The organism is Curtobacterium luteum (assembly GCF_014646995.1).
GTDB classification, from domain to species: Bacteria; Actinomycetota; Actinomycetes; order Actinomycetales; family Microbacteriaceae; genus Curtobacterium; species Curtobacterium luteum.
The window spans coordinates 191986-214613 of sequence record NZ_BMOI01000006.1; the positions used below are offsets into that span (position 1 = coordinate 191986).

The following is a 22628-nucleotide window of genomic DNA, read 5'->3' on the forward strand; positions in this document are numbered from 1 at the left end:
CCACCGTGGTCCACCCCACCGACGATGGAGTTGTTCCCGTGCGCATCGGCATCCTGACCTCCGGCGGCGACTGCCCCGGCCTGAACGCGGTCATCCGCGGCATCGTGCTCAAGGGCATCGCGATCTACGGACACGAGTTCGTGGGCTTCCGCGACGGGTGGCGGGGCGTGGTGGACGGCGACATCGTCCCGCTCGGCCGCAAGGACATCCAGGGCATCGCCAAGCAGGGCGGCACCATCCTCGGCACGAGCCGCACGAACCCGTTCGAGGGCGAGCGCGGCGGCGTCGAGAACATCGAGAGGACGCTGGAGCGGCACGGCATCGACGCGATCGTGGCGATCGGCGGCGAGGGCACCCTCGCGGCGGCCAAGCGACTCACCGACGCCGGTCTCAAGATCGTGGGCGTGCCGAAGACCGTCGACAACGACCTCGGCGCCACGGACTACACCTTCGGCTTCGACACCGCGGTCGCGACCGCCACCGAGGCCATGGACCGCCTCCGCACGACCGGCGAGTCGCACTCGCGCTGCATGGTCGCCGAGGTCATGGGCCGGCACGTCGGCTGGATCGCCCTGCACTCGGGCATGGCGGCCGGCGCGCACGCGATCCTCATCCCCGAGCAGAAGACGAGCATGGAGCAGATCGCCGCGTGGGTCCGGGCGGCCTACGACCGCGGCCGCGCACCGCTCGTGGTCGTGGCCGAGGGCTTCGTCCCCGACCATGAGGACAACGCCCACACGGAGCGTGGCCTCGACGCGTTCGGGCGGCCGCGCCTCGGCGGGATCGGGGAGCGCCTCGCGCCGCTCATCGAGGAGATGACGGGCATCGAGACCCGCGCCACCACGCTCGGCCACATCCAGCGCGGCGGCACCCCGACGGCGTACGACCGGGTCCTCTCCACCCGGCTCGGCCTCGCGGCGATCGACTCGGTCGTCGAGGAGCGGTGGGGACGGATGGTCGCGCTGCGCGGCACCGAGATCGAGCACGTCTCCTTCGAGGAGGCGCTCGGCGAGCTCAAGACCGTGCCGCAGGCCCGGTACGACGAGGCCGCCATCATGTTCGGCTGAGCGGCGCCGCTGGCGCGGCGCGGCGGCGAGACTCGGGCTGGGCGACGGCTCTCGCGCCGTCCGGCGCGAGGAACGTCGCTGACCGCGAGACTCGCCTCGCGGCACGGCCTGGAGGCACGGGGTAGCGTCCGACGCGTGACCCGCGCCGTCCTCGTCTCCAGTTCCGCACCGCCCGCCGTCACCGAGGTCGACCTCCCCGACCCCGCCGAGGGCGAGGTGCTCGTCGACGTCACGGCGTCGAGCGTCAACTACAAGGACGGGCTCGCGCTCGCCCGGAACCCCGGGGTGGCCCGGGTCGACCCCCTCGTGCCGGGCATCGACGTCGTCGGCACCGTGTCGGCCCTCGGCCCCGGCGTGCACGGCGTGGCCATCGGCGACCGGGTCACGTGCAACGGGGCCGGACTCGGGGAGACCCGGCACGGCGGCTGGGCGGTGCGCACCGTGGTGCCCGCGGACGCCCTCGTGGTCCTACCGGACGGTGTCGGCGACGTCTTCGCCGCAGCGGTCGGCACCGCCGGGTTCACGGCCCAGCTGAGCGTGCTCGCGCTCGAGCGGACGGTCGCGCCGGACGACGGCCCCGTCCTCGTCACCGGCGCCTCGGGCGGGGTCGGGAGCGTCGCCGTCGCCCTGCTCGCCGCCCGCGGCTACACCGTGACGGCGTCGACCGGCCGCACCACGAACGCCGACGCGCTCCGACGACTCGGGGCCGCCGAGGTGGTCGACCGCGCGGAGTTCGCCGAGCTCGGGAAGCCGCTGCAGCGCGCACGCTGGGCAGGGGCGGTGGACAGCGTCGGCGGCGCCACCCTCGCGAACGTCCTCGCCGCGACCCAGTGGGGCGGCGCCGTGACCGCCTGCGGGCTGGCGCAGGACGCCGGACTGCCCACGACCGTGATGCCGTTCATCCTCCGAGCGGTGTCGCTGCTCGGCATCAACTCGGTCGACGCCCCGCACGCCCTCCGGCAGCGGGCATGGGACCGGATCGCGACCGACCTCGACCCCGCGCTGCTCGCCGAGGTGACCCGCACGGTGTCGCTGTCGCAGGCGATCGAGGTCGGCGCCGAGGTCGTCGCGGGACGGGTGCACGGCCGGACGGTGGTGGACGTCGCCGCCGCGTGAGACGGTGCCGACATATTGCTACACCACCATTTCACAAACGTTTGCACATTGAACACCCTAGGATTGGAGTACGAAACGCCCGATCCGTGAGGAGCGCCGATGCCCGTCCCGAAGTCCACCGTCGAGAACTCGCCGCGGAAGCTCCTGCGGGACGTCGTCCTCGAGAAGATGCTCGCCGCGATCCAGGACGGCACGCTCCAGGCCGGCGAACGCCTCAACGACGACGAACTCGTCGCGTGGCTCGGCGTCAGTCGCACCCCGATCCGCGAGGCGATCGCGAAGCTCGTCGACTACGGCCTGGTGGAGATGGAGGCGAACCGCTACACGCGCGTCGCGACTCCGACCGCCGAGCAGTTCGACGAGGCCCTCCAGGTCTTCACCGGGATCGCCGAGCTCGCCACCCGGTGGTCCCTCCCCAAGCTCGACGACGCCGGTGTCGCCGAGCTCGTGGAGATCCTGGAGCGCGTCCGGATGCACGCCGAAGCCGAGGACAAGGCGATGAACGCCGATGTCCGACAGTTCGTCGAAGCCGCGATCCGGTACTCGGACAACTCCCTCCTCGAGACGCTCTCGCACGCGATCATCCCGCGACTGCAGTTCATCGCCCTCGCCGAGAGCCGGTTCACGTTCTGGGACGGGCGGTTCTCCATCGACCCGCTGATCGCGGCCGTGCGCTCGCGCGACGGCGATGCCGGCGGTGCCGTGATCCGCGCCCTCGGCGTCACCCTCACCGACCTGCTGCAGCGCCTCCGAAGCGGGAACTGAGCCTGTGGACGCCGGTACGCGGTCGGCGGACACGCTCGTCGCCGCCTCCGGCGTCCGGGTCACCCGGTCCGGACGCGACCTCATCCGCGACGTCGACCTGACCGTGCGGCCGGGCGAGCACTGGGCGCTCCTCGGGCCGAACGGCGCCGGCAAGTCCACCCTCCTCGCGGTCCTCGGTGAGACCGGGCACCCGAGTGCGGGGACCGTCGACCTGCTCGGGCGGCGGCTCGGGCGCGTCGACGTCCGGGAACTCCGCGAACGCATCGGTCACGTCGACCCGCGGCACCGCGTGCTCTCCCCACTGACGGTGCTCGAGACGGTGCTCACCGGCGTCACCGGGACGACCGACCTCATGCTGCGCTGGACCCCCACGGCCGAGCAGGCCGCGGCCGCCGAACAGCACGTCGCCGACGTCGGGCTCACGGCGCGACGCGACGCCCGCTGGCCGGTGCTGTCCCAGGGTGAGCGTGGACGGGCGCTCATCGCTCGGGCGCTCATCGCGGAACCGCGGCTGCTGCTGCTCGACGAGCCCGCGACCGGACTCGACGTCGCCGCCCGCGAGCACCTGCTCGAGACGGTCGACGCGCTCCGCCACCGGCACCCCGCGCTCGGGAGCGTGATGGTGACCCACCACCTCGAGGACCTGCCCGCCTCGACGACGCACGCGATGCTGCTCCGCGACGGGGCGGTCGTGGCGCAGGGCACCGCGGACGAGGTCATCACGTCGTCGGCGATCTCCCACGCGTTCGACTTCCCGCTCGCGATCGTGCGGGCCGAGGGACGCTGGGCCGCACGCCGGGCGTCCTAGTCGCGCTACACCCCTCCCCATTGGCCCCTCATCTGAAATGTGTAGTACTGTCATGCTGTCGTGATGGTGTCGGCAGCCGGGGGTTCAGATGGCGCGGGTGGTCGTCTCGTGGTCGTCGCCACGGCGTCGGTTCGAGCTGTCGGCGCCCGCCGAGATCCACGACCTCGAAGCGGCTCGATCCCAGCTCCGGCAGGGGATGCTCCTCTGTGCACTGCTCCCGTTCGATGGCGCCGAACGGATCTCGGCGGCGGTCGGCTTCCCCCGATCCGTCTCGTCCGTGGTCGACCCCGCCGAGCAGCGAGCCCCGGCGGAGGTCCGTCACCTCGGCTCATCGACCGGGCGGGGCGCGTTCCAGGCCGCGATCCACGAAGCAATCTCACGGATCGAGGACGGCAGCATCGAGAAGGTCGTGCTGGCCCGTCACGTCGATCTGACCTCGTCCGAGCCGTGGGCGGTGCGTGACGTCCTCGCTCGCCTCAGGAGCCGAGGCCGTACGGCGCGGTTCTCCTACTCCCAGGGCAACCACACGATCATCGGCGCATCGCCCGAACTCCTCGTCAGCCATGACGGAACGGAGATCTGCTCCGTCCCGCTGGCAGGCTCCCGAGCGCGTCCACCGCGCCCGGCGGATCGCTCGAACACGATCAATGCGCTCGAGCGGTCAGCGAAGGACAACCACGAGCACCAGGTCGTCGTCGATGCGGTGCACGAGACGCTGCGCCCCCTGGGACCCGTGCGCCAGCGACGAGGCGTCGTCCAGACGACGGACTCACTCCACCTGATGACCGAGCTCCGCGTTCGTCCGGTCGCGCCGGTCCGGTCGCTCGACGTCGCGCGCCGGCTGCATCCGACCCCCGCGATCTGCGGCACGCCGAGGAGCGCCGCCAAGGATCTGCTCCGCGAGCTGGAGGACCGGGACCGAGGGTACTTCTCCGGAGTCGTCGGATGGGAAGCAGCGGACGGCACGGGTGAGTGGTGGCTCGTGATCCGCAGCGCCGAGCTGGCCGGGCGCTCGGCGACAGCGAGCGCCGGAGTGGGGATCGTGCGCGGGAGCGACCCAGCCGCCGAACTCGCCGAGACCGACCACAAGCTGCGTCCGATGCTCCGAGCCCTCGGTGTGTCGGACATCCCCTCGCTCGACAGACGGACGGAAGAACCATGAACTCCACCACCACTTCGCGATCGATCCGCTACGACGACCCGTTGAACGTGCTCCTCGCCATGCAGCGACAGGTCGGCGAGCAGAACGCGTTCTTGCTGGAGTCCCTCTCCGGGCCGGACGCCGACACACGGACATCCATCGTCGGTGCCACGGGAGTGCTCGAGCTCCGCGTCACGGACGGTCGCGTCGAGTTCACCGGACTCGAGCCAGCGATCGAGGCATGTCGCTCGGTTCTGGTCGCCGAACGCATCATCGAAAGCGGTGCGGTCGGTGATCGTCTCGTCGACGGGGACGGCCTGTGGAGACTCCCCGAAGTGCTGCAGCGCATCCTCTTCCCTGACGATGTGCCAGCCGCCAACATCGGGTTGCTCGCCTACTACGGGTACGAAGCCGTCCGGTACGCGGAACGACTCCCCCGGCCAGCCCACCACGCCGCACCGACGGAACCGGATGCCGTTTTCAGTGTCGTCCACGCATGCGTCACCATGCCGTCCGGGTCGTCGATCGGGTACGTCGCGGCGACGAGCACGTCGATGTGGGCACCACTCGACCTCGCTGCCTTCTGCCGGGATCTCGAAGAGCGCGCCAGCGTCGTGGACGGACGACCGCTCCCTGCTCCGACGTCCGTTTCCGACGACACATCGTTCGACGAGTACAGCCGTCGCGTCGAGGTCGCGCTGGAACACATCCGGGCGGGTGACATCTACCAGATCCAACTCGGACACGAGATCACGGTCGAGACGACCGCCACCCCGATGCAGGTGTACCGACGGATGCGTGAACACAATCCGTCGCCGTACATGAGCTACCTCCCGATGGCCGGCTCGACCATCACCGGCGCCTCGCCCGAGCTCTTCGTCCGAGTACAACAGGACCGAGTAGCGATGCGGCCGATCGCGGGGACAGCCCGTCGAACAGGGTCCGCGCCGGAGGACGCTTCAGCCGTCGCGGTGCTCTCCGCATCAGAGAAGGAACGTGCCGAGCACCTCATGCTGGTCGATCTCTGTCGGAACGACCTCGGCCGGGTCGCGTCCACCGATTCGACGACCACGCAGGGCCTGATGACCGTCGAGCAGTACTCACACGTCTTCCATCTCGTCACCACCGTCGCGTGCCGCGTCGAACCTGGTCACTCGATCTCCGACATCGTCCGCGCGAGCTTCCCGGCAGGAACGATGACCGGTGCACCGAAGGTCCGGGCCATGGAACTGATCGATGAACTCGAGACCGCCCCGAGAGGCTTCTACGCCGGAGCCTTCGGGATCATCGATCGACACGGCGACGCAGTCCTGGGCCTGGCGATCCGGATGGCTGTGCACCGGGGAGGATCGGCGCGCATCAGAGCGTCGGCCGGGATCGTCGCCGATTCGACCGCCCACGACGAATGGCACGAGACGATCGCGAAGATGGGCGCCGCGTACTTCGCCGTGACGGGTGAGGAACTGCGATGAGATCGCTGTTGATCGACGCACAGGACAGCTTCGTCTACATCATCGCGCAGTACCTACGGACACTCGGAGGCACTGCGGACGTGATCCGCTCGGCCGACGCCGACGGCGACGCGATCAACCGCGCGGGGTACGACCTGGTCCTGCTCGGCCCCGGGCCCGGCACACCGACCGACGCCGGACACACCCAACTCATGTCCCACCTGGCGATAGACCAGGCGATCTTCGGAGTGTGTCTCGGACACCAGGCGATCGCCGAGCACTTCGGCGCCTCGATCGGCCGGGCGGACCGCCCGATGCACGGGAAGCAGAGCAGCGTCACCCATGACGGGTCGGGGGTCTTCACGGCGTTGCCCTCGCCGCTCGCGGTGACCCGCTACCACTCCCTCGCGGTCGACCCGTCGACGGTTCCGGACGAGCTCGTGGTCTCCGCAACGGCAGACGACGGCACGATCATGGCACTCCGCCATGATCACCGCCCGATCGAGTCCGTGCAGTTCCACCCGGAGAGCATCGGGACCGACTTCGGGATCGAGATGCTGCGGTCGTTCGTGTGCGCACACGGCCTGACAGGACGGGGCAGGGCGTGAAACCTCCCACCGTGCTCGCCGTCAACGGATCCGAACGGGCCGACGGCGACACCGCGCAAGTGCTCGGTCACTGCACGGGTCGTTTCGCGGCGAACGGTGTCGCTCTGGAGATCGTCACGCTCGCGAAGGTCTCCATGTCGCCGTGCGGACCGTGCGGACCGTGCGGCGATTGCAACACGCGCATGGAGCGCTGCCTGGTCGACGATGACGTCCGGAGCATCGTCGATCGGCTCGAGCGCGTCGACGGAGTCATCTACGCGACTCCGGTCCACGGTTTCGGCACGGCGTCGTTGATGCAGACCTTCCTCGAACGCGCTGGTGTCGGTCACCTCCGATTCCGACGACCGCTCGCCAACAAGGTCGGCGGCGCCGTGGTCGTGGCCCGCAGGTACGCTCACGACGCGGTCATCGCACAACTGACGCAGAACATGCTGCTCAACCGGATGATCGTTCCTGGGAGTGGCTTCCCCGCGGTGCTGCGGACGGAGAACGACAGGTCACCACTCGCGGACGCAGAGGGCCTCGTTGCGCTCAACGCCATGGTGGACCGGGTGAGCAACCTCATCCACCTGCTGCGGTCGGTCGATCTCAGACAGCTGGAATCCGGCACCCGCAACGAGCGCGAGGCCCTCGCCGCTCGTCAGCAGGTCAGCGCCCTGCGCTGAGTACTCGCCGCGACAGCGAGCACGACGCCCCCGAACACCGCAACGGCGCTCGGCACCCAGGCGAGGGCGAACGAGCCTGTTGTGTGCAGGACAGCACCGGTGACGACGGGTCCACTCGCGAAACCGACGTACATCCACGTGGACAGCCTCGCTGACACCGCTCCGATGACATCCGACCCGCAGGTCTGGATGACGAGCGTGTTGGCCACCGCGCTGACGCACAACAGACTCGCCCCCGCGAGGATGACGACCAGCCAGACGATCCAACGCACCGAGGACTCGGCGAGCCAGAGCCCCGGAGGGACCAGGAGCGCGAGGGCGGTGGCCGTGACCAGACTCGAACCGACCGGTCGCCCGCGCGTGAGGCCGCGTGCCATCCCGGCGCGTGCTGCGAGACCGGTCAGGCCGATCCCCGCGACCGCAGCGGCCCCGCCGGCAGTTCCGTACCCGAGGCCGTCGGCGACGAAGAGCGCGAGGAACACGTTGAGCGACTGCATGGCGAATCCGGAGAGTCCGACGACGCCGATCGTCAACGCCACGCCCCGGGGCAGCGAGACGCGAGGACGGCGTCCTGTCACCGGTCGGACGGTCGAGCCGAGCTCTGCAGTCCGGCGGTGACCGATCAGGACGACACCGAGCACGATCGCCCCGACCACGAGCATGCCGGAACGCCAACCGACGGATCCGATCGCCACGATCATGACCGCACCGACGAGGAACTGTCCCGCTTGGACACCGGACTGCTTCACGCCGATCCAGGTGGGCACCCGTGCGTGCGGGGCGACCGCGCGGACGGCGCGGTTCGTGAGGGAGTTGCACAGCGCCTGACCGGGCGCTGCGATCACCGACGCGGCGAGGAACCACCAGAAGTTCGTTCCACCAGCCGCGACCAAGAGGCTGAGCGCCGCCAGCAGGAACACGGCATGCACCTGACGACTCAGATCGAGTCGATCGCTCAACGCTCCGCACGATCGACCGAGCACTGCCGCCAGGACGAACGTGACCGCCGGCAACGCGGCGAACTCGGGGGATGTCACGATGCCGAAGCCGAGCATCGCCGGTCCGGCGGCCGCGAACGCGTAGTTGACCGCTGGCGCCGCCGCCATGACCGACGTCAGCAGCGCGAGGGAGCCGCGGCGGGGGACGGGACTGCTCGACGTGCGCATCGGCCGATGCTACAACATGTCAGAATGTCAAACGCCAGCTGTCTCTGCTGAGATCGACGGCCGGTGACCCGAGGTGCTACGCAGCCGCGCTCGCTGCCGCCTTCGCGGCCGCCGGCAGCGCGTCGAGCACCCGCCCGACGGCACGGTCGTCATGCGCCGCCGTGACGAACCACGCCTCGAACACGCTCGGCGGCAGGGTGACGCCCTGTTCGAGCATGCTGTGGAAGAACGGCGCGTAGCGGAAGGTCTCCTGCGCCCGCACGTCGTCGTAGTTCCGCGGGGCGACGTCGGTGAACGCGAACGAGAACAGGTTCCCGGCGTGCTGCACCGTGTGGGCCACGCCCTCGGCTGACAGCGCCTCGCTCGTCGCCGTCGCGATGGTCGCCGCCGTGCGGTCGAGCTGCGCGTACACCTCGGGCGTCGCCGCACGGAGCGTGGCGATGCCCGCGGCGACGGCGAGCGGGTTCCCGGACAGGGTGCCGGCCTGGTACACGGGACCGAGCGGCGCGAGGAAGTCCATCACCTCGCGGCGGCCGCCGAGCGCGGCGAGGGGCATGCCACCGCCGATGACCTTGCCGAACGTCACGAGGTCGGGCTTCCACCCGGCGCCGTCGGGTACGACCTTCGACGCCTCGAGGCCCCACCACCCCGCGCTGCCGACGCGGAAGCCGGTCAGGACCTCGTCGACGATGAGGAGCGCACCGTGCGAGGACGTGATCTGCGACAGGGCACGGTTGAACCCGCGCTCCGGGGCGAGGACGCCCATGTTGGCCGCGGCGGCCTCGACGATCACGGCGGCGATGCGCTCCGAGTGCTCGTCGAACGCGCGACGGACGGCGTCGAGGTCGTTGTACGGCAGCACGAGCGTCTGCGCGGCCGTCTCGGCGGTGATGCCGGCCGACCCGGGCATCGCGAGCGTCGCGACACCGGACCCGGCCTCGGCGAGGAGCGAGTCGGAGTGACCGTGGTAGTGCCCGGCGAACTTCACGAGCAGGTCGCGACCGGTGTACCCGCGGGCGAGCCGGATCGCGGTCATCGTGGCCTCGGTGCCCGTCGACACCATGCGGATCTTCTCGATCGGTCCGTCACCGTCGACCGACACCCGCTGCTTGACGAGTTCGGCGAGCTCGGTCTCCCCCGGGGTCGACGCCCCGAACGAGAGGCCCCGCGAGGCCGCCTGCTGCACGGCTTCGACCGTCCCGGGGTGGGCGTGGCCGAGGATCGCCGGCCCCCACGACGCGACGAGGTCGACGTACTCGCGCCCCTCGGCGTCGGTGACGTACGCGCCCTTCGCGGCGGTCAGGAACCGGGGCGTCCCGCCGACCGAGCCGTAGGCGCGGACGGGCGAGTTGACGCCGCCGGGGATGCTGTTCTTCGCGCGTCCGAAAAGCTGCTCGTTGGTCGTCGTGGTGGTCATTCGGGGGCCTTCCCGGTCGAGGCGACGCCGGACACCGCCGCGGTGCTGCCGGACGTGCGCAGGCCGGCCTCCTGGTTGAGCTTCCGGGCGATGTCGACCGCGAAGTAGGTGAGGATCGCATCAGCGCCGGCGCGCTTGATGCCGACCAGGGCCTCCATCGCGGCGGCGTCCCGATCGATCCAGCCGTTCTGCGCGGCCGCGGTGATCATCGCGTACTCGCCGCTGATCTGGTACGCCCACACGGGCACCTCGGCGACGTCCGCGGTGCGGGCGAGCACGTCGAGGTAGCTCATCGCCGGCTTCACCATGACGATGTCGGCACCCTCCTCGATGTCGAGCAGGACCTCCCGGAGGCCCTGCCGCCCGTCGGCCGCGTCGATCTGGTACGTCCGGCGGTCGCCCTGGAGCGACGACGAGACGGCTTCCCGGAACGGGCCGTAGAACGCCGAGGCGTACTTCGCCGAGTACGCCAGCAACGCGGTGCCGGCGTGACCGGTGCTGTCGAGGGCGTCGCGCGCGGCAGCGATCTGGCCGTCCATCATCCCGCTCATGCAGACCAGTTCGGCGCCGGCCTCGGCCTGCACGACCGCCATGTCGCGGTACCGCAGGAGCGTCGCGTCGTTGTCGACCGACCCGTCGGCCGCGAGGACCCCGCAGTGTCCGTGGTCGGTGAACTCGTCGAGGCACAGGTCGGACTGCACGACGAGGGCGTCTCCCACTTCTTCGCGTGCGACGCGGATCGCCACGTTGAGGATGCCGTCCGGGTCGGTCGCACCGGAGCCCTCGGCGTCCTTCGACGTCGGGACCCCGAACAGGTTCACGCCGCCGACGCCCTGCTCCGCCGCCTCGACGAGCGCCCGGCGGAAGGAGTCGAGCGAGTGCTGCGCCACCCCGGGCATGCTCGAGATCGGGACGGCCTCGGTCGCACCCTCGCGGATGAACATCGGCAGCACGAGCTCGGCGGGGTGCAGGCGGGTCTCGGCGACGAGCCGACGCATCGCCGGGGTGGCGCGGAGACGGCGGGGGCGGACCTGGGGGAACTGTCCGGTCACGATGACCTTCCTGATCGTGGTGTTTCGGGTGCTTCGGGTGCTTCGGGTGCTTCGGGGCGGAGGGCCTCGGCGACGGCGTCGAGGAGGGATTCGGCGGAGCGGCTGCGCCCGACGACGTGCACGGGCAGACCGGCCTCGCGCGCGGCCGCGGCGGTGCCGGGACCGATGCACGCGATGCGCGTGCGGGGATCGAGCGGGGCCAGCCGGCGGGCGACCTCGGAGGCGACGCTGCCGCTCGTGACGAGCACCGCGTCGGGCACCCGGTCGAGGCGGACCGGCTCGTCGCCGGTCCCCACGGTACGGTACGCGACCACGTCCTCGACGTCGATCCCGCGGGCGCGGAGCCCCTCGACGAGGGTGGGGGCGGCGAGTTCCGAGCGCGGGAAGAGGACACGGCCGGTCGTGCCCGGGAACGCCGACACGAGGCCGGCGGCCGACTCGACCTCCGGCACGAGGTCGACCCGCCACCCGGCCTGCCGCGCGGCGCGTGCGGTCGCCTGGCCGACGCACGCCACCAGCACACCGGCCGGGAGGCGCGGTGCGCGTCCGGCGACGGCCCGCACGGCCGTCGCACTGGTCACGACGAGCCAGGGGGCGGTCGACCCGGCCCCGCCGGGAACGGGCCCGTCCCCGGGTGCCGGGACGTGCCTCCCGGCCGCTCCCGCGAGGCGCCCGAGCGCCGCGTCGAGTGCAGCGGGGTCCTCCGGCGGTGCATCGGTGATGAGGGGCACCACGACGGGGTCGAGACCGCGTGCCCGGGCGGCGTCCGCGACCGCGGCGCCCCACGCACCGCCGCGCGGGACGAGGACGACCGGGAGCCGGGCCTCGTCCCGCGCGGGAGCGGTGTCGTCCGTGGTGACCGCCTAGTCCGTGCCCGTCGTCCGCGGCGCGGCCGTCGAGTCGTCGTCGGCAGGCTGCGCCGCAGCCGGGGTCGCCAGGCCGGGCCCGGCCGAGTGGTCGCCGTCGGCCGGTGCCTCGGCGACCGTCGTGGCGAGGTCCGCGAGGTCGGCCGCGCCGTTCTCGAGGAGTTCGGCCGCGACCCGCCCACCGAGCGCCAGCGCCTCGTCGAGACGGTCCTGTGCGGAGCCGTCCAGGACCGCGGCGTGCGAGGCGGTCCGGTACTCGGAGCCGTCGGGGCGGTAGACCGTCGCCGAGACGAGGAGCATCTCGGCGTCGACGACGGCGGTCGCGCCGATCGGGGCGGAGCAGCCCGCCTCGAGCTTCGCCAGGACCTCGCGCTCGGCCGTGACCGTCAGGCGGGTCGGCGCGTGGTCGAGCTTGCGGAGCGCGGCGAGCAGGTTCCTGTCCGTCTCGTCCGAGCGGATCTCGACCGCGAGGGCACCCTGGCCGGGCGCGCTCGGCCAGAAGCCGAGGTCGAGCAGTTCGGTCGCCGCGTCGAGCCGGTCGATGCGGGTCAGCCCCGCGGCGGCGAGCACCACGGCGTCGAGGTCGTCGTCCACGCGGCCGAGCCGGGTGTCGATGTTCCCGCGGATGTCCACCACGTCGAGGTCGGGACGCTTCGCCTTGAGCTGGGCGACACGTCGGGGTGACCCGGTGCCGACCTTCGCTCCTTCGGGCAGCGAGTCGACCGTGGCGCCGTTGCGGGCGACCAGGACGTCACGTGCGTCGGCGCGTTTCGGGACGGCTCCGATGGACAGCCCCGGGTACGGAGCGGTCGGGAGGTCCTTGAGGGAGTGCACGAGCACGTCGACCTCACCGGCGACCAGGGCCTCGCGCAGGGCGCTGGCGAACACCCCGGTGCCGCCGAGGCTCGCGAGCGAGGCGCGGTTCGTGTCGCCCTCGCTCGTGACCTCGACGAGCTCGACCGGACGGCCGGACGCCTTCGCGAGGCGGTCGGCGACGTCCTGCGACTGCGCGACGGCCAGCCGGCTGGCGCGGGTGCCGAGCCGGATCGGCGCCGGACCGTCCTGCTCGGTGCGCTGCTGCTCGGTCACGGAGCCAGACCGGCAGCCGCGGGCTTGAACCCGGCGCGCACGTTCTCGCAGCACCCCGGACGGCACACGTCGTACCAGGGGCCCAGGTCCGTCAGGTGCGGGCGCTCCGACGTCGGCACCCCGTTCACGCGCTCGAGCACCAGGTCGATCAGCCCGGCGACGTAGGCCGGGTCGACGCCGGGCGTCTGCGTGCGGACCGACCAGAAACCGAGCTCCTGCGCGGTCTCGGTGGCTTCTTCGTCGAGGTCCCACATGACCTCCATGTGGTCGCTCACGAAGCCGAGCGGGACGATGAGCACGGCACGGGTGGGACCGCCCTGGAGCTCCTCGTTCATGTAGTCGTTGATGTCCGGCTCGAGCCAGGGCTGCGTCGGAGGGCCCGAGCGCGACTGGTAGACGAGCTTCCACGCGGGCTTCGACGTGCCCTGCAGGTGCGCGTGCTCGGGCTGTTCGAGGAGCTCGCTCCACGCCTGGTCGAGCACGACCTCGGCGACGGCGAGGTGCTGCGCCTCGTACGCGCCGTGCTCGTCGAACCCGCGGAAGTCGGGGCCAGAGCGGGCGGCGTCGGCGGACGGGATCGAGTGCGTCGAGAACAGCACGTGCAGCTCGGTCGCGACGTCGAGGCCCTCGTTCTCGGCGATCGCCTTCGCGAGGCCGTCGCGCACGCCGTCGACGAACGGCCGGACGAAGCCGGGGTGGTCGAAGAACTGTCGGACCTTGTCGATCTTGATGGTGTCGATCAGGCCGGTGGCGTCGAGCACGCGGGCGTAGTCCTCGCGGTACTGCCGGCAGCTCGAGAACGACGAGTACGCGCTCGTCGCGATCGCGATGAGGTTCGTCAGGCCACGGTCGGCGGCCTCGGTGAACGCGTCCTCCAGGTACGGGTCCCAGTTGCGGTTGCCCCACAGCACCGGCAGGTCGATGCCGCGCTTCGCGAGCTCGGCCTCGAGCGCGGCCTTCAGCGCGCGGTTCTGCGCGTTGATCGGGCTGACGCCGCCGAAGTGCCGGTAGTGGTGCGCGACTTCTTCGAGCCGCTCGTCCGGGATGCCCCGACCGCGCGTGACGTTGCGGAGGAACGGGATGACGTCGTCCTGGCCCTCGGGTCCGCCGAAGCCGGCGAGCAGGATCGAGTCGTACGCGGTCGGCACCTCGACGTGCTCGGGCCCGTCGACCGCGGCGGGCGTCGCCGCGAGGACGGCTCCGCGTCCGTTCGTGATGTTGCTGGTGTCGGTCACGACAGCACCTCCGGCAGCTCGGCGGTCGTCACGCGACGACCCGTGTAGAAGGGCACTTCCTCGCGGACGTGGAGGCGTGCCTCGGTGTAGCGCAGGTCGCGCATGAGGTCGACGAGGTCGACCAGGTCCGGGCTCTCGAGCGGCAGGATCCACTCGTAGTCGCTCAGGGCGAAGGTCGCGATGGTGTTCGTGAGCACACGGCGGTACTTCGCACCGGCGATGCCGTGGTCGCGGAGCATCGTCGAGCGCTCCTCTTCCGGCAGGAGGTACCACTCGTAGGAACGGACGAACGGGTAGACCGTGATCCACGCCTCGGGGTCCTTGCCGCGGAGGAAGGCCGGGGTGTGCCGCTTGTTGAACTCGGCCTCGCGGTGCATCGCCATGACGTGCCAGACCGGCTCGGCATCCTGGAACAGGGCGGTGCGGCGGACGTCGCGCAGCACGGCCTGGATCGCCTGGGCGTCGTCGCCGTGCAGCCAGATCATCACGTCGGCGTCGGCGCGGAAGCCCGAGACGTCGTAGAAGCCGCGGGTGGTCACACCGCGCTCCGCAGCCGCGGAGACCACGGCGTCGAGCTCGGCGACGGCGTCGTCACCGGCACGGGGCACGGACCCCACCGGACGTCGGAAGACGGCCCACAGGGCGTAGGCCGTCAGGAGGTTCGGGTCGATGCCTGAGGCCGGGTCGGTCTCGTGTGCGTCGCCCGCAGCGGGCACGGTGGAACTCATGGGTCCTTTGTCCTATCGGTTGCCAGGGATTACCTCGGCCCCTGCCGAAGAGCGCCCGACGTGGAGGACCCGGACGGCGGCGTGGCGTCGGCCGGTCACCGCCGTCGGAGCACCGCTACGACGATACCCCCGACCACCGCAACGCCCGCTGCGAGCCCGGCCAGGTAGGGGACGGGGTTCTCGTCCGCGCGGCGCTTCAGCCCGGCGGCGGCGATGCCGATCTGCTTGGGGACGTTGAGCTTGTCCTCGATGGCGTCGAGGGTGTCGAACAGCTGCGCACGGGTCGCCGCGACGCGGTCGGCCATCTCGTCGTGCTGGTCGGTCACGGTTCCTCCGTCGGTGGTGCTGGTGCCGGATCCGGCTGTGCTGGTGCGTGGGTCGTCACGAGGGACGGTGTCAGAACCGTCCGCTGACGTCCGGAGTCCGATTGCCGTGGCGCTGCGTCGGTGTGGGCTTCTTGCCGAGACCCTTCACCGCGTTGACGTCGTTCTTGACGCTGTCGATCGTCCGCTTCGGGGTGATCGGCAGGCCCTTCTTGAAGCGCTTCCACCCGACCAGGCCGAGGATCGCCGCGACGACGAGCATGACGACGGCGACGACCAGCGCGGCGAGCCACGCCGGCATCACGGTCGCGAGGCCCATGACCGCCGCGGTCAGCAGCACGCCGATCGCGTAGAGCACGATCACGAGCGCCGCCACGAGGAGACCGGCTGCGAGCGCGAAGACCTTGACCTTCGCCAGCATCTCCGCCTTGAGCAGGTTCAGCTCGCCCGTCACGAGCTCCTTGACGAGCTTCGGGACGTCACCGACCAGGCCGAACAGCGAACGCGACTTGCGGTCGCGGGTGTCGGTCATGAGGTGTGGGCGTCCTTCTTCTGCCCGACCTTCCGGACGACCTTCTTCGTCTGCTCGCCGACGAACTCGGCGACGTCCGGCGTCTTGTCGGCGATGAAGTCCTCCGCCTTGTGGACGCCCTTCTGGAAGCCGTTGCTGTTCCAGACCTTGCCGCTGACGGTCTTGATCTGCTCGTACCGCGCCCGTCCGGCTCGCGATCCCAGGACGTACCCGAGCGCGGCGCCGGCGACGAACAGGAGCTTGCCTCGCATGTGCGATCCTCCGTGGGTCAGTGTGCAGTGGTCATGCGCCGAGCGGAATACGTCCGGCGTCTCCACAACAGTAGCCCTCGGGCACCGCCGGGTCCGCTCAGGTTCCCAGGTCGGCGTCGTCCAGGATGCGTTCCGCGGCCGCGCGGGCTCCCGCGACGATGCCGGAGAGCCCCCGGCCGGTGGACGCCTCCCCGATGCCCACCACGCCGTCCGCCAGACCCGCCGCTGTCGTGTCGGGTCCGTACCAGCGCACGCGTGCGACACCCTGCACACGGTCCGTGCCCATCCGGACGCCGAGCAGGGTGCTGGCGTCGCGGAGGGCGCGCACCCCGACGGGGTCGGACGGATCGACCGGGAGGCTCGTGGCCACGCCCGCCGGACCGCCCGCGTCGGACACCGCTCCCGCCGCGCCGTGCGGCCCGGACCCCGCTGCGCCGTCTGCCCGGGCCCCCGCAGGACCGTCCGGCGGGGTCGCGTAGCTGAGCCGGAGGACGTGCCGGCCGTCCGCCGCCTCCGCGAGCCACGGCCACTTCACGGTCGCGTGCGTCAGGGCCTTGGCCGCCACCGACTCGGCGTCCGGGTGCACGAGCATGCCCGTCCCGCGGGGCGCGGCGTCGAGGGCGGGTTCGTCGACGACGAGGGTCACGAGCTCGATCCCGGTCCGGTCGGCGGCGGACGCACGCCGCGGGTCGGGCGTGGACGCCAGCACGTGGTCGGCGACGAGTCGCTCGGTGACACCGTCGGGCCCCGTCACCTCGACCGCGTGCTCCTCGACCGCCGTCGCGGTCGTGTGGAGTCGGACGTCCACGTGGTACGTCTCCGTGTCGGCGACGAGCTCGTCGACGAGGCGCGCGATGCCGCCGCGGATGCCCTGCACGGCGGAGCCGGCCGCTGCGCGGGACCGCAGGGAGAGCACGGCGCGGGCGAGCGACCCGTCGCGGAGCAGTGCGGCGCGGAGTCCGGGCGCCACGCGGTCGGGGTCGAGGCGGTCCGGGTGGGTCGAGTGCACGCCGCCGGCGATCGGGACCACGAGGTCGTCGAGGACCCGCTCCCCCATCCTCCGGCGCACGAGCTCACCGAGGGACGGGGCCTTCGACCCGACGGGACCGGGGAGCAGGGAGTCCATCTGTGCGCGCAGCGCTCCCTTCTGTCCCACCACGGCGAGGACGTCGGCCGCCATCGGGGTGCCGGGGATCCCGAGCAGACCGGTGGCCGGGATGGGGGAGGTCCGTCCGTCCCGGGTCATCAGCCAGGCGCCGCGCTGGTCCGGGGTCACGACGTCGTTGCCGAGCCCGAGTTCGATCGCGAGCCTGCTGATCGCGTCGGTGCGGGTCGCGAACGAGTCGGCCGCCATGTCGAGGTCGATCCCCGCGACGGTGTGCCGGCGCACCATGCCGCCGAGGACGCCCGACGCCTCGACGAGCACGACGTGGGCGCCGCCCTTCGCGAGGTCCCGTGCGGCGACGAGGCCGGCGACACCGCCGCCGACCACGACGACGTCGGTCACGCCGGCTCCCCCGCGTCCCGGCCGGAGCCGAGGGAGTGCACGAGCTCGACGACGCGCGTGATGACGGCTGGGTCGGTCTCGGGCGGCACCCCGTGCCCGAGGTTCACGACGTGCGCCCGGGCAGCACCGCCGCAACGGACGACGTCGCGCACGTGGTCCTCGAGGACCTGCCACGGAGCGGAGAGCATCGCCGGGTCGATGTTCCCCTGCACGGTCACGCCGGTGCCGACGCGACGGACGGCCTCGTCGAGCGGGATGCGCCAGTCGACGCCGACGCCGTCGACCACGACCCGCTCGCCGCCGAGGGTCGTCATGTCGTGCAGGACCTCGCCGCTGCCGACGCCGAAGTGGATGCGGGGGACACCGAGGTCGGCCACGTGGGAGAGCGCACGGTCCGAGTGCGGTGCGACGTGCTCGAGGTAGTCGGCCCGCGAGAGCGAACCCACCCAGGAGTCGAAGAGCTGCGCGGCCGAGGCCCCGGCCAGCACCTGCGCCCGGAGGAACGCCCCGGACACGTCAGCGGCCCAGGCCAGCAGGCGCGACCAGGTCTCCGGGTCCGCGTGCATGAGCGTCCGCGCCCGGATGTGGTCCTTCGAGGGGCCGCCCTCGACCAGGTACGCGGCGAGCGTGAAGGGCGCCCCGGCGAAGCCGATGAGCGGGGTGCTGCCGAGCTCGGCGACCGTTCGGCGGACGGCCTCGGTGATCGGCGCCAGTGCGGACGGGTCGAGCTGTCCGAGCGCGTCCACGTCCGCCGCGCTCCGGATCGGGGACCCGAGGACCGGCCCGCGGCCGGGGACGATCTCGACGTCCACCCCGGCGAGCTTGATCGGCACGACGATGTCGCTGAAGAAGATGCCGGCGTCCACCCCGTGCCGACGCACCGGCTGCAGCGTGATCTCCGACGCGAGCGCCGGGTCGAGGCAGGCGTCGAGCATCGCGGTGCCGACCCGCAGCTCGCGGTACTCCGGCAACGACCGCCCGGCCTGCCGCATGAACCACACGGGCAGCGTCTCGGGGCGGTCGCCCCGGAGCGCGCGGACGAGCGGGGAACCGCTGGTCAGGCCGGCGGCGAGGGGGTGCGTCCCGGGCAGGGCGGTGCTGGTGGCGTCGGTCACCGGACGATTCTCGCACCGGCTGACCGGACGGTTCCCGCACATCCGTGCAGCCAGCAGCCGGCACACCGAGCGCGGGTTACCATGGAACACGTGCTCATCTGTCTCACGGCGTCGCACCGCAACGCCAGCTTCGACCTCCTGGAGCGACTGAGCATCGGCGCACCGACCGCCGCGAGCCGTCTCGTGACCGACTCCGACGTGTTGGACGGAGCCGTCGTCCTCGCCACGTGCAACCGCTTCGAGGCCTACCTGGACATCGCGGGGGACGACCGTGACTCCGCCGTCTCGGCCACCGTCGACGCCGTCGCCGCCGCCAGCGACCTCGCCCCCGCCGAGCTCCGCGACTCGGTCCGGGTCCTCGGTGGCAAGGACGTCGTGCAGCACCTCTTCGCCGTGTCGAGCGGGCTCGAGTCCGTCGTCGTCGGTGAGACCGAGATCTCCGGGCAGGTCCGGCGTTCCCTCGAGGACGCCCGCTCGAACGGCACCACGACCTCCGACCTCGAACGGCTCTTCCAGGAGGCCGCGCACACCTCGCGCGGCGTCAAGACCCGGACCCGCATCGGCGCCGCCGGACGATCGCTCGTGCGGCTCGGTCTGCAGCTCGCGTCCTCCCGGGTGACCGACTGGGCCGAGACCCGCGTGCTCCTGGTGGGGACCGGCAGCTACGCCGCGACCACGATCGCGGCCCTCCGCGACCGCGGCGCCGTGAACATCCAGGTCTTCTCGCCCTCGGGCCGCGCCGCCTGGTTCGCCGCGAAGCACGACCTCGTCGCCGCCCGTGACCTCCGCCAGGCCATCGGCTCGAGCGACGTCGTCATCACCTGCACCTCGAGCGAGGTCCCGGTCGTCGCACCGGCCGACCTCGACGACGGCATCCGTCGCATCGTGATCGACCTCGGGCTCCCCCGCAACGTCGACCCCGCAGCGGCCGGCGTCGACGGCGTCGAACTGCTCGACCTCGAGACGATCAGCATCCACGCCCCGATCTCCGAGCTGAACGCCGAGTCCGAGGCGCGCGCGATGGTCGACGACGCGGTCTCCCGCTTCCGTGCGCAGGCGCTCGAGCAGTCGACCACCCCCGCCCTCGTCGCCTTCCGCAAGCACGTGTTCGACATCCTCGACGACGAGATCGAGCGCGCGAAGCGTCGCGACCCGGACCCCGAGTCCGTCGAGCAGACCGAGCGTGCCCTCCGGCACCTCGTGGGCGTGCTGCTGCACCGTCCGTCGGTCCGTGCCCGTGAACTCGGTCGCGCCGGACGCGGCGAGGAGTTCGTCGGCGCGCTCGACGCGTTGTACGGGGTGCAGCCCGCCCCCGAGGCGGAGGTGCCGAGCCCCGTCGTGCCGCTCGCGGAGCGCACCGCGCCCGTCCGTGACGACGCCGACCGCACCGACGAGGCGGACGCGAGCTGAGCCGCCCCACGCCCTCGGCCGCCACGCCGCTCCGCAAGCTCCGCGGCGCGGCGGAACCGGGGCGCGTGGGCCCTCCGTCCGACCCGGTGACGCTCCGGGTCAGCGCGCTCCTGCTGGTCCGTGACCGCCGTGTGCTGATGGTGCGCGCGCGCGGGCGCGACGTGCTCTACCTCCCCGGCGGCAAGGCCGAGGCGCACGAGACCGACGTCGAGGCCGCACTCCGCGAAGCCCGTGAGGAGACCGGCCTCCGGCTGACGGAGCAGGACGTCGAACCGTTCGGCACCGTCCTCGAACCGGCTCACGGGCAGGCGCCCGGCACGATGGTCGCGATGGCGCTGTTCCTGGTCCGGCCGGGAGGCACGCTCGACTCCGCCACGCCCGTCGCCTCCGCGGAGGTCGACGAGGTGGAGTGGGTCACCTCAGCGGACGCGGACCGCTGTCCGCCCGCCGGCGTCGAGACGCTCCGCCGACTGGTCGCCGCGGACCTCGTCGACTGAACGTCTGCTCAGGTCACTCGTCCTTGTCGACGTAGTGGCCCACGCCCTCGGGACCGGCGGGCTCCGGCTCGCCGGGGATGTCGCTCTCGACGTACTCGCCCTCTTCACCGTCGGGCGTCGGACGGTCCTCGCCCGGGATGTCGCTCGAGACGAACTCCCCCACCGGCTCGCTGCTGGCCACGTGCCCCTCGCCCGGGATCTCGCTGTCCGTGAAGGCTCCGGCGCGGGGTTCGACACCGTCCGCGCGACCCTCGTCGCCGCGTGCCTGCTCGTGCTTGTCCGTCATGGCGGTCTCCGTCGTCCGTGGTGCTGGTGGTGCACGGTTCCCCGTGCCGGTGCCCGCGAGTGTGCTCGCGGTGCCTGGACACTGCCCGAGACAGGGCTGCCGGGCGGTGGTTGCGTTGGTCCATGCAGCGCAGGACAGCAAGCTCGTTCGTGTCCGTCGCCGTCGGGGTGTTCGCCGTCGGGGTCCTCGCCGGGTGTGCCGGGGGTGGATCGACGACGGGTCCGACCGCCACGTCGGCGTCGACGGGCGCCGTGACCACCGCGCCCACCAGTGCGTCCGGGGGCCCGTCGGCCTCGGGGTCGGCCGGGTCGGGGTCGTCCGGATCGGGGTCGTCGGGGTCGTCGTCCGGGTCGGGGTCCGGATCGTCGGGGTCCTCCTCGTCCGGATCGGGGTCGTCGTCCGCGGCCGGGTCGGCCCGGTGCGCGACGTCCGCCCTGGCGGTGGGAGAGGAGCCCGGGAGCGGGGGCGCCGCGGGCAGCACCGTCTTCCACATCACGCTCGAGAACACCGGGACGACGACCTGCACGCTGCAGGGCTGGCCCGGGGTCTCGTTCGTCGGTGGTGGCACGGGCAAGCAGATCGGTGCAGCGGCGACCCTCGACCGGTCGGCCCCGCACCCCACCGTGACACTGAAGCCGGGTCAGGTCGCCGTGGCACCGCTCAAGGTGGGGCAGGCCGGGAACTACTCGACGGCGGACTGCTCGCCCGTGACCCCGGACGGCTTCCGCGTCTACCCGCCGGGCTCGAAGACGTCGCTGTTCCTCAAGGACTCGGGACACCAGGCCTGCCGGGCGGCCGACGCGCCGCTGCTCAGCGTCCAGGCGTTCGTGCCGGAGGGTCAGGCGACCTCCTGACGGTCCGGTCTGCCACGATGACCCGGTGGTGACCATCGCGTGGACCGTACCGGGTCCGGACGAACTCGTCGAGCTCTACCGTTCCGTCGGCTGGTCGGCCTACACCCGCGACCGGGACCTGCTCGTCGCGGCGGTCGCCGGCTCGCACGGTGTCGTGACGGCCCGGGAGGACGGCGTCCTCGTCGGCCTGGACCGGACGGTGTCCGACGGGGCGACGATCCTGTACGTGCAGGACGTCCTCGTGCACCCGGACCACCAGCGGACCGGCGTCGGCCGGGCGTTGCTCGGCGAGGTGCGCCACCGGTACGCGCACGTGCGGCAGACCGTGCTGCTCACGGACGACGAGCCCGGTCAGCGGGCCTTCTACGAATCGCTCGGGTTCGTGGAGGCGCACGACGTGGCACCGGATCCGCTGCGCTCGTTCGTGCTGTTGCGCTGAGCGTCCCGCTTCGCTGGGTCCGCTGCTGCTGCGCTGCGTCCCGTCGCACACGGAAGCGCCGCTCCGTCATGCGGGGCGGCGCTTCGTGCGTGCGGTGCGGGTGGTGTCCGCGGGGTGTTACTTGATCTTGGCGGTGATGGTGGCGGTGCCGACGAGGAGGCCACGCTTGACGGCGTCGGTGCCGAAGGTCTTGTTCAGCAGGCCGGCAGCGTCCTCGGAGATGTGGACCGTGGTGCCGGT

Annotated in this window: 25 protein-coding genes; 12 read left to right on the forward strand and 13 right to left on the reverse strand. The window is 72.0% G+C overall.

Annotation, left to right across the window (positions count from 1 at the left end):
- Positions 1–38: 38 nt before the first annotated feature.
- From IEY20_RS08915 to IEY20_RS08950, 8 genes are all read left to right on the forward strand, one after another.
- The gene (locus tag IEY20_RS08915; protein ID WP_175327977.1) at positions 39–1067 is read left to right on the forward strand and encodes a 6-phosphofructokinase; all 1029 of its coding nucleotides are present in this window, start codon (positions 39–41) and stop codon (positions 1065–1067) included.
- Between the two features lie 135 nt (positions 1068–1202).
- Positions 1203–2183 carry an MDR family oxidoreductase gene (locus IEY20_RS08920; RefSeq protein WP_175327978.1) on the forward strand — a complete coding sequence of 327 codons (981 nt, stop codon included), beginning with the start codon at positions 1203–1205 and terminating at the stop codon, positions 2181–2183.
- A 99-nt stretch (positions 2184–2282) separates the two neighbouring features.
- Positions 2283–2948, forward strand: a complete 666-nt coding sequence (locus tag IEY20_RS08925; protein WP_022903629.1) for a GntR family transcriptional regulator — start codon at positions 2283–2285, stop codon at positions 2946–2948.
- A gap of 4 nt (positions 2949–2952) precedes the next feature.
- A complete protein-coding gene (locus tag IEY20_RS08930) occupies positions 2953–3756 on the forward strand; it encodes an ABC transporter ATP-binding protein (protein ID WP_188889065.1) in 804 nt (267 codons plus the stop codon).
- Between the two features lie 88 nt (positions 3757–3844).
- Entirely contained in the window at positions 3845–4918 is a 1074-nt protein-coding gene (locus tag IEY20_RS08935; protein ID WP_175327980.1) for an isochorismate synthase, read from the forward strand.
- Positions 4915–6369: an anthranilate synthase component I family protein gene (locus IEY20_RS08940; protein ID WP_175327981.1), complete on the forward strand. Its 1455-nt coding sequence runs from the start codon at positions 4915–4917 to the stop codon at positions 6367–6369. Before IEY20_RS08935 ends, IEY20_RS08940 begins: the two co-directional genes overlap by 4 nt.
- Positions 6366–6956: an anthranilate synthase component II gene (locus IEY20_RS08945; protein WP_022903633.1), complete on the forward strand. Its 591-nt coding sequence runs from the start codon at positions 6366–6368 to the stop codon at positions 6954–6956. The genes IEY20_RS08940 and IEY20_RS08945 overlap by 4 nt, the downstream gene beginning before the upstream one ends.
- An 11-nt stretch (positions 6957–6967) precedes the next feature.
- Positions 6968–7621 carry a flavodoxin family protein gene (locus IEY20_RS08950; RefSeq protein WP_175327982.1) on the forward strand — a complete coding sequence of 218 codons (654 nt, stop codon included), beginning with the start codon at positions 6968–6970 and terminating at the stop codon, positions 7619–7621.
- Here the strand turns inward: IEY20_RS08950 and IEY20_RS08955 are convergent.
- The 12 genes from IEY20_RS08955 to hemE form a co-directional block, all read right to left on the reverse strand.
- A complete protein-coding gene (locus IEY20_RS08955; protein WP_175327983.1) occupies positions 7597–8787 on the reverse strand; it encodes an MFS transporter in 1191 nt (396 codons plus the stop codon). The genes IEY20_RS08950 and IEY20_RS08955 overlap by 25 nt on opposite strands.
- 76 nt (positions 8788–8863) lie before the next feature.
- Positions 8864–10204 carry a glutamate-1-semialdehyde 2,1-aminomutase gene (gene hemL / locus IEY20_RS08960; RefSeq protein ID WP_175327984.1) on the reverse strand — a complete coding sequence of 447 codons (1341 nt, stop codon included), beginning with the start codon at positions 10202–10204 and terminating at the stop codon, positions 8864–8866.
- Positions 10201–11256 carry a porphobilinogen synthase gene (hemB, locus tag IEY20_RS08965; protein WP_022903638.1) on the reverse strand — a complete coding sequence of 352 codons (1056 nt, stop codon included), beginning with the start codon at positions 11254–11256 and terminating at the stop codon, positions 10201–10203. The genes hemL and hemB overlap by 4 nt, the downstream gene beginning before the upstream one ends.
- On the reverse strand, positions 11253–11987 hold the full coding sequence (locus tag IEY20_RS08970) for a uroporphyrinogen-III synthase (protein ID WP_229727957.1): 735 nt from the start codon (positions 11985–11987) through the stop codon (positions 11253–11255). Before IEY20_RS08970 ends, hemB begins: the two co-directional genes overlap by 4 nt.
- Before the next feature lie 132 nt (positions 11988–12119).
- Positions 12120–13211, reverse strand: coding sequence for a hydroxymethylbilane synthase (gene hemC, locus IEY20_RS08975; protein WP_175327986.1), 1092 nt, complete (start codon positions 13209–13211; stop codon positions 12120–12122).
- Positions 13208–14446 (reverse strand): ferrochelatase, encoded by a 1239-nt coding sequence (locus tag IEY20_RS08980; protein ID WP_229727959.1) that lies wholly within the window; start codon positions 14444–14446, stop codon positions 13208–13210. Before IEY20_RS08980 ends, hemC begins: the two co-directional genes overlap by 4 nt.
- Entirely contained in the window at positions 14443–15174 is a 732-nt protein-coding gene (gene hemQ / locus IEY20_RS08985) for a hydrogen peroxide-dependent heme synthase (RefSeq protein ID WP_022903642.1), read from the reverse strand. Before hemQ ends, IEY20_RS08980 begins: the two co-directional genes overlap by 4 nt.
- A 95-nt stretch (positions 15175–15269) precedes the next feature.
- On the reverse strand, positions 15270–15500 hold the full coding sequence (locus IEY20_RS08990) for a DUF3618 domain-containing protein (protein ID WP_022903643.1): 231 nt from the start codon (positions 15498–15500) through the stop codon (positions 15270–15272).
- A gap of 70 nt (positions 15501–15570) precedes the next feature.
- Positions 15571–16029: a phage holin family protein gene (locus tag IEY20_RS08995; RefSeq protein ID WP_031273498.1), complete on the reverse strand. Its 459-nt coding sequence runs from the start codon at positions 16027–16029 to the stop codon at positions 15571–15573.
- Positions 16026–16280, reverse strand: coding sequence for a hypothetical protein (locus tag IEY20_RS09000; protein WP_031273499.1), 255 nt, complete (start codon positions 16278–16280; stop codon positions 16026–16028). Before IEY20_RS09000 ends, IEY20_RS08995 begins: the two co-directional genes overlap by 4 nt.
- A gap of 97 nt (positions 16281–16377) precedes the next feature.
- Positions 16378–17787: a protoporphyrinogen/coproporphyrinogen oxidase gene (locus IEY20_RS09005; protein WP_229727960.1), complete on the reverse strand. Its 1410-nt coding sequence runs from the start codon at positions 17785–17787 to the stop codon at positions 16378–16380.
- Positions 17784–18944, reverse strand: a complete 1161-nt coding sequence (gene hemE / locus IEY20_RS09010; RefSeq protein ID WP_175327987.1) for a uroporphyrinogen decarboxylase — start codon at positions 18942–18944, stop codon at positions 17784–17786. Before hemE ends, IEY20_RS09005 begins: the two co-directional genes overlap by 4 nt.
- 48 nt (positions 18945–18992) lie before the next feature.
- Between hemE and IEY20_RS09015 the strand changes: the two genes are divergently transcribed.
- Both IEY20_RS09015 and IEY20_RS09020 read left to right on the forward strand, forming a co-directional pair.
- Positions 18993–20312: a glutamyl-tRNA reductase gene (locus IEY20_RS09015; RefSeq protein WP_175327988.1), complete on the forward strand. Its 1320-nt coding sequence runs from the start codon at positions 18993–18995 to the stop codon at positions 20310–20312.
- Positions 20313–20377: 65 nt separating this feature from the next.
- Positions 20378–20809, forward strand: a complete 432-nt coding sequence (locus tag IEY20_RS09020) for an NUDIX hydrolase (protein ID WP_229727963.1) — start codon at positions 20378–20380, stop codon at positions 20807–20809.
- A 13-nt stretch (positions 20810–20822) separates the two neighbouring features.
- Here IEY20_RS09020 and IEY20_RS09025 read toward each other — a convergent pair whose 3' ends face one another.
- Positions 20823–21095 (reverse strand): hypothetical protein, encoded by a 273-nt coding sequence (locus IEY20_RS09025; protein ID WP_175327989.1) that lies wholly within the window; start codon positions 21093–21095, stop codon positions 20823–20825.
- Between the two features lie 122 nt (positions 21096–21217).
- On the opposite strand from IEY20_RS09025, the gene IEY20_RS17300 reads away from it, so the two are divergent.
- Together IEY20_RS17300 and IEY20_RS09035 are read left to right on the forward strand one after the other, a co-directional pair.
- The gene (locus tag IEY20_RS17300; protein WP_175327990.1) at positions 21218–21949 is read left to right on the forward strand and encodes a DUF4232 domain-containing protein; all 732 of its coding nucleotides are present in this window, start codon (positions 21218–21220) and stop codon (positions 21947–21949) included.
- Positions 21950–21974: 25 nt separating this feature from the next.
- Complete coding sequence (locus IEY20_RS09035; protein ID WP_175327991.1) at positions 21975–22388, forward strand: GNAT family N-acetyltransferase; 414 nt, start codon at positions 21975–21977, stop codon at positions 22386–22388.
- Positions 22389–22628: the final 240 nt, after the last annotated feature.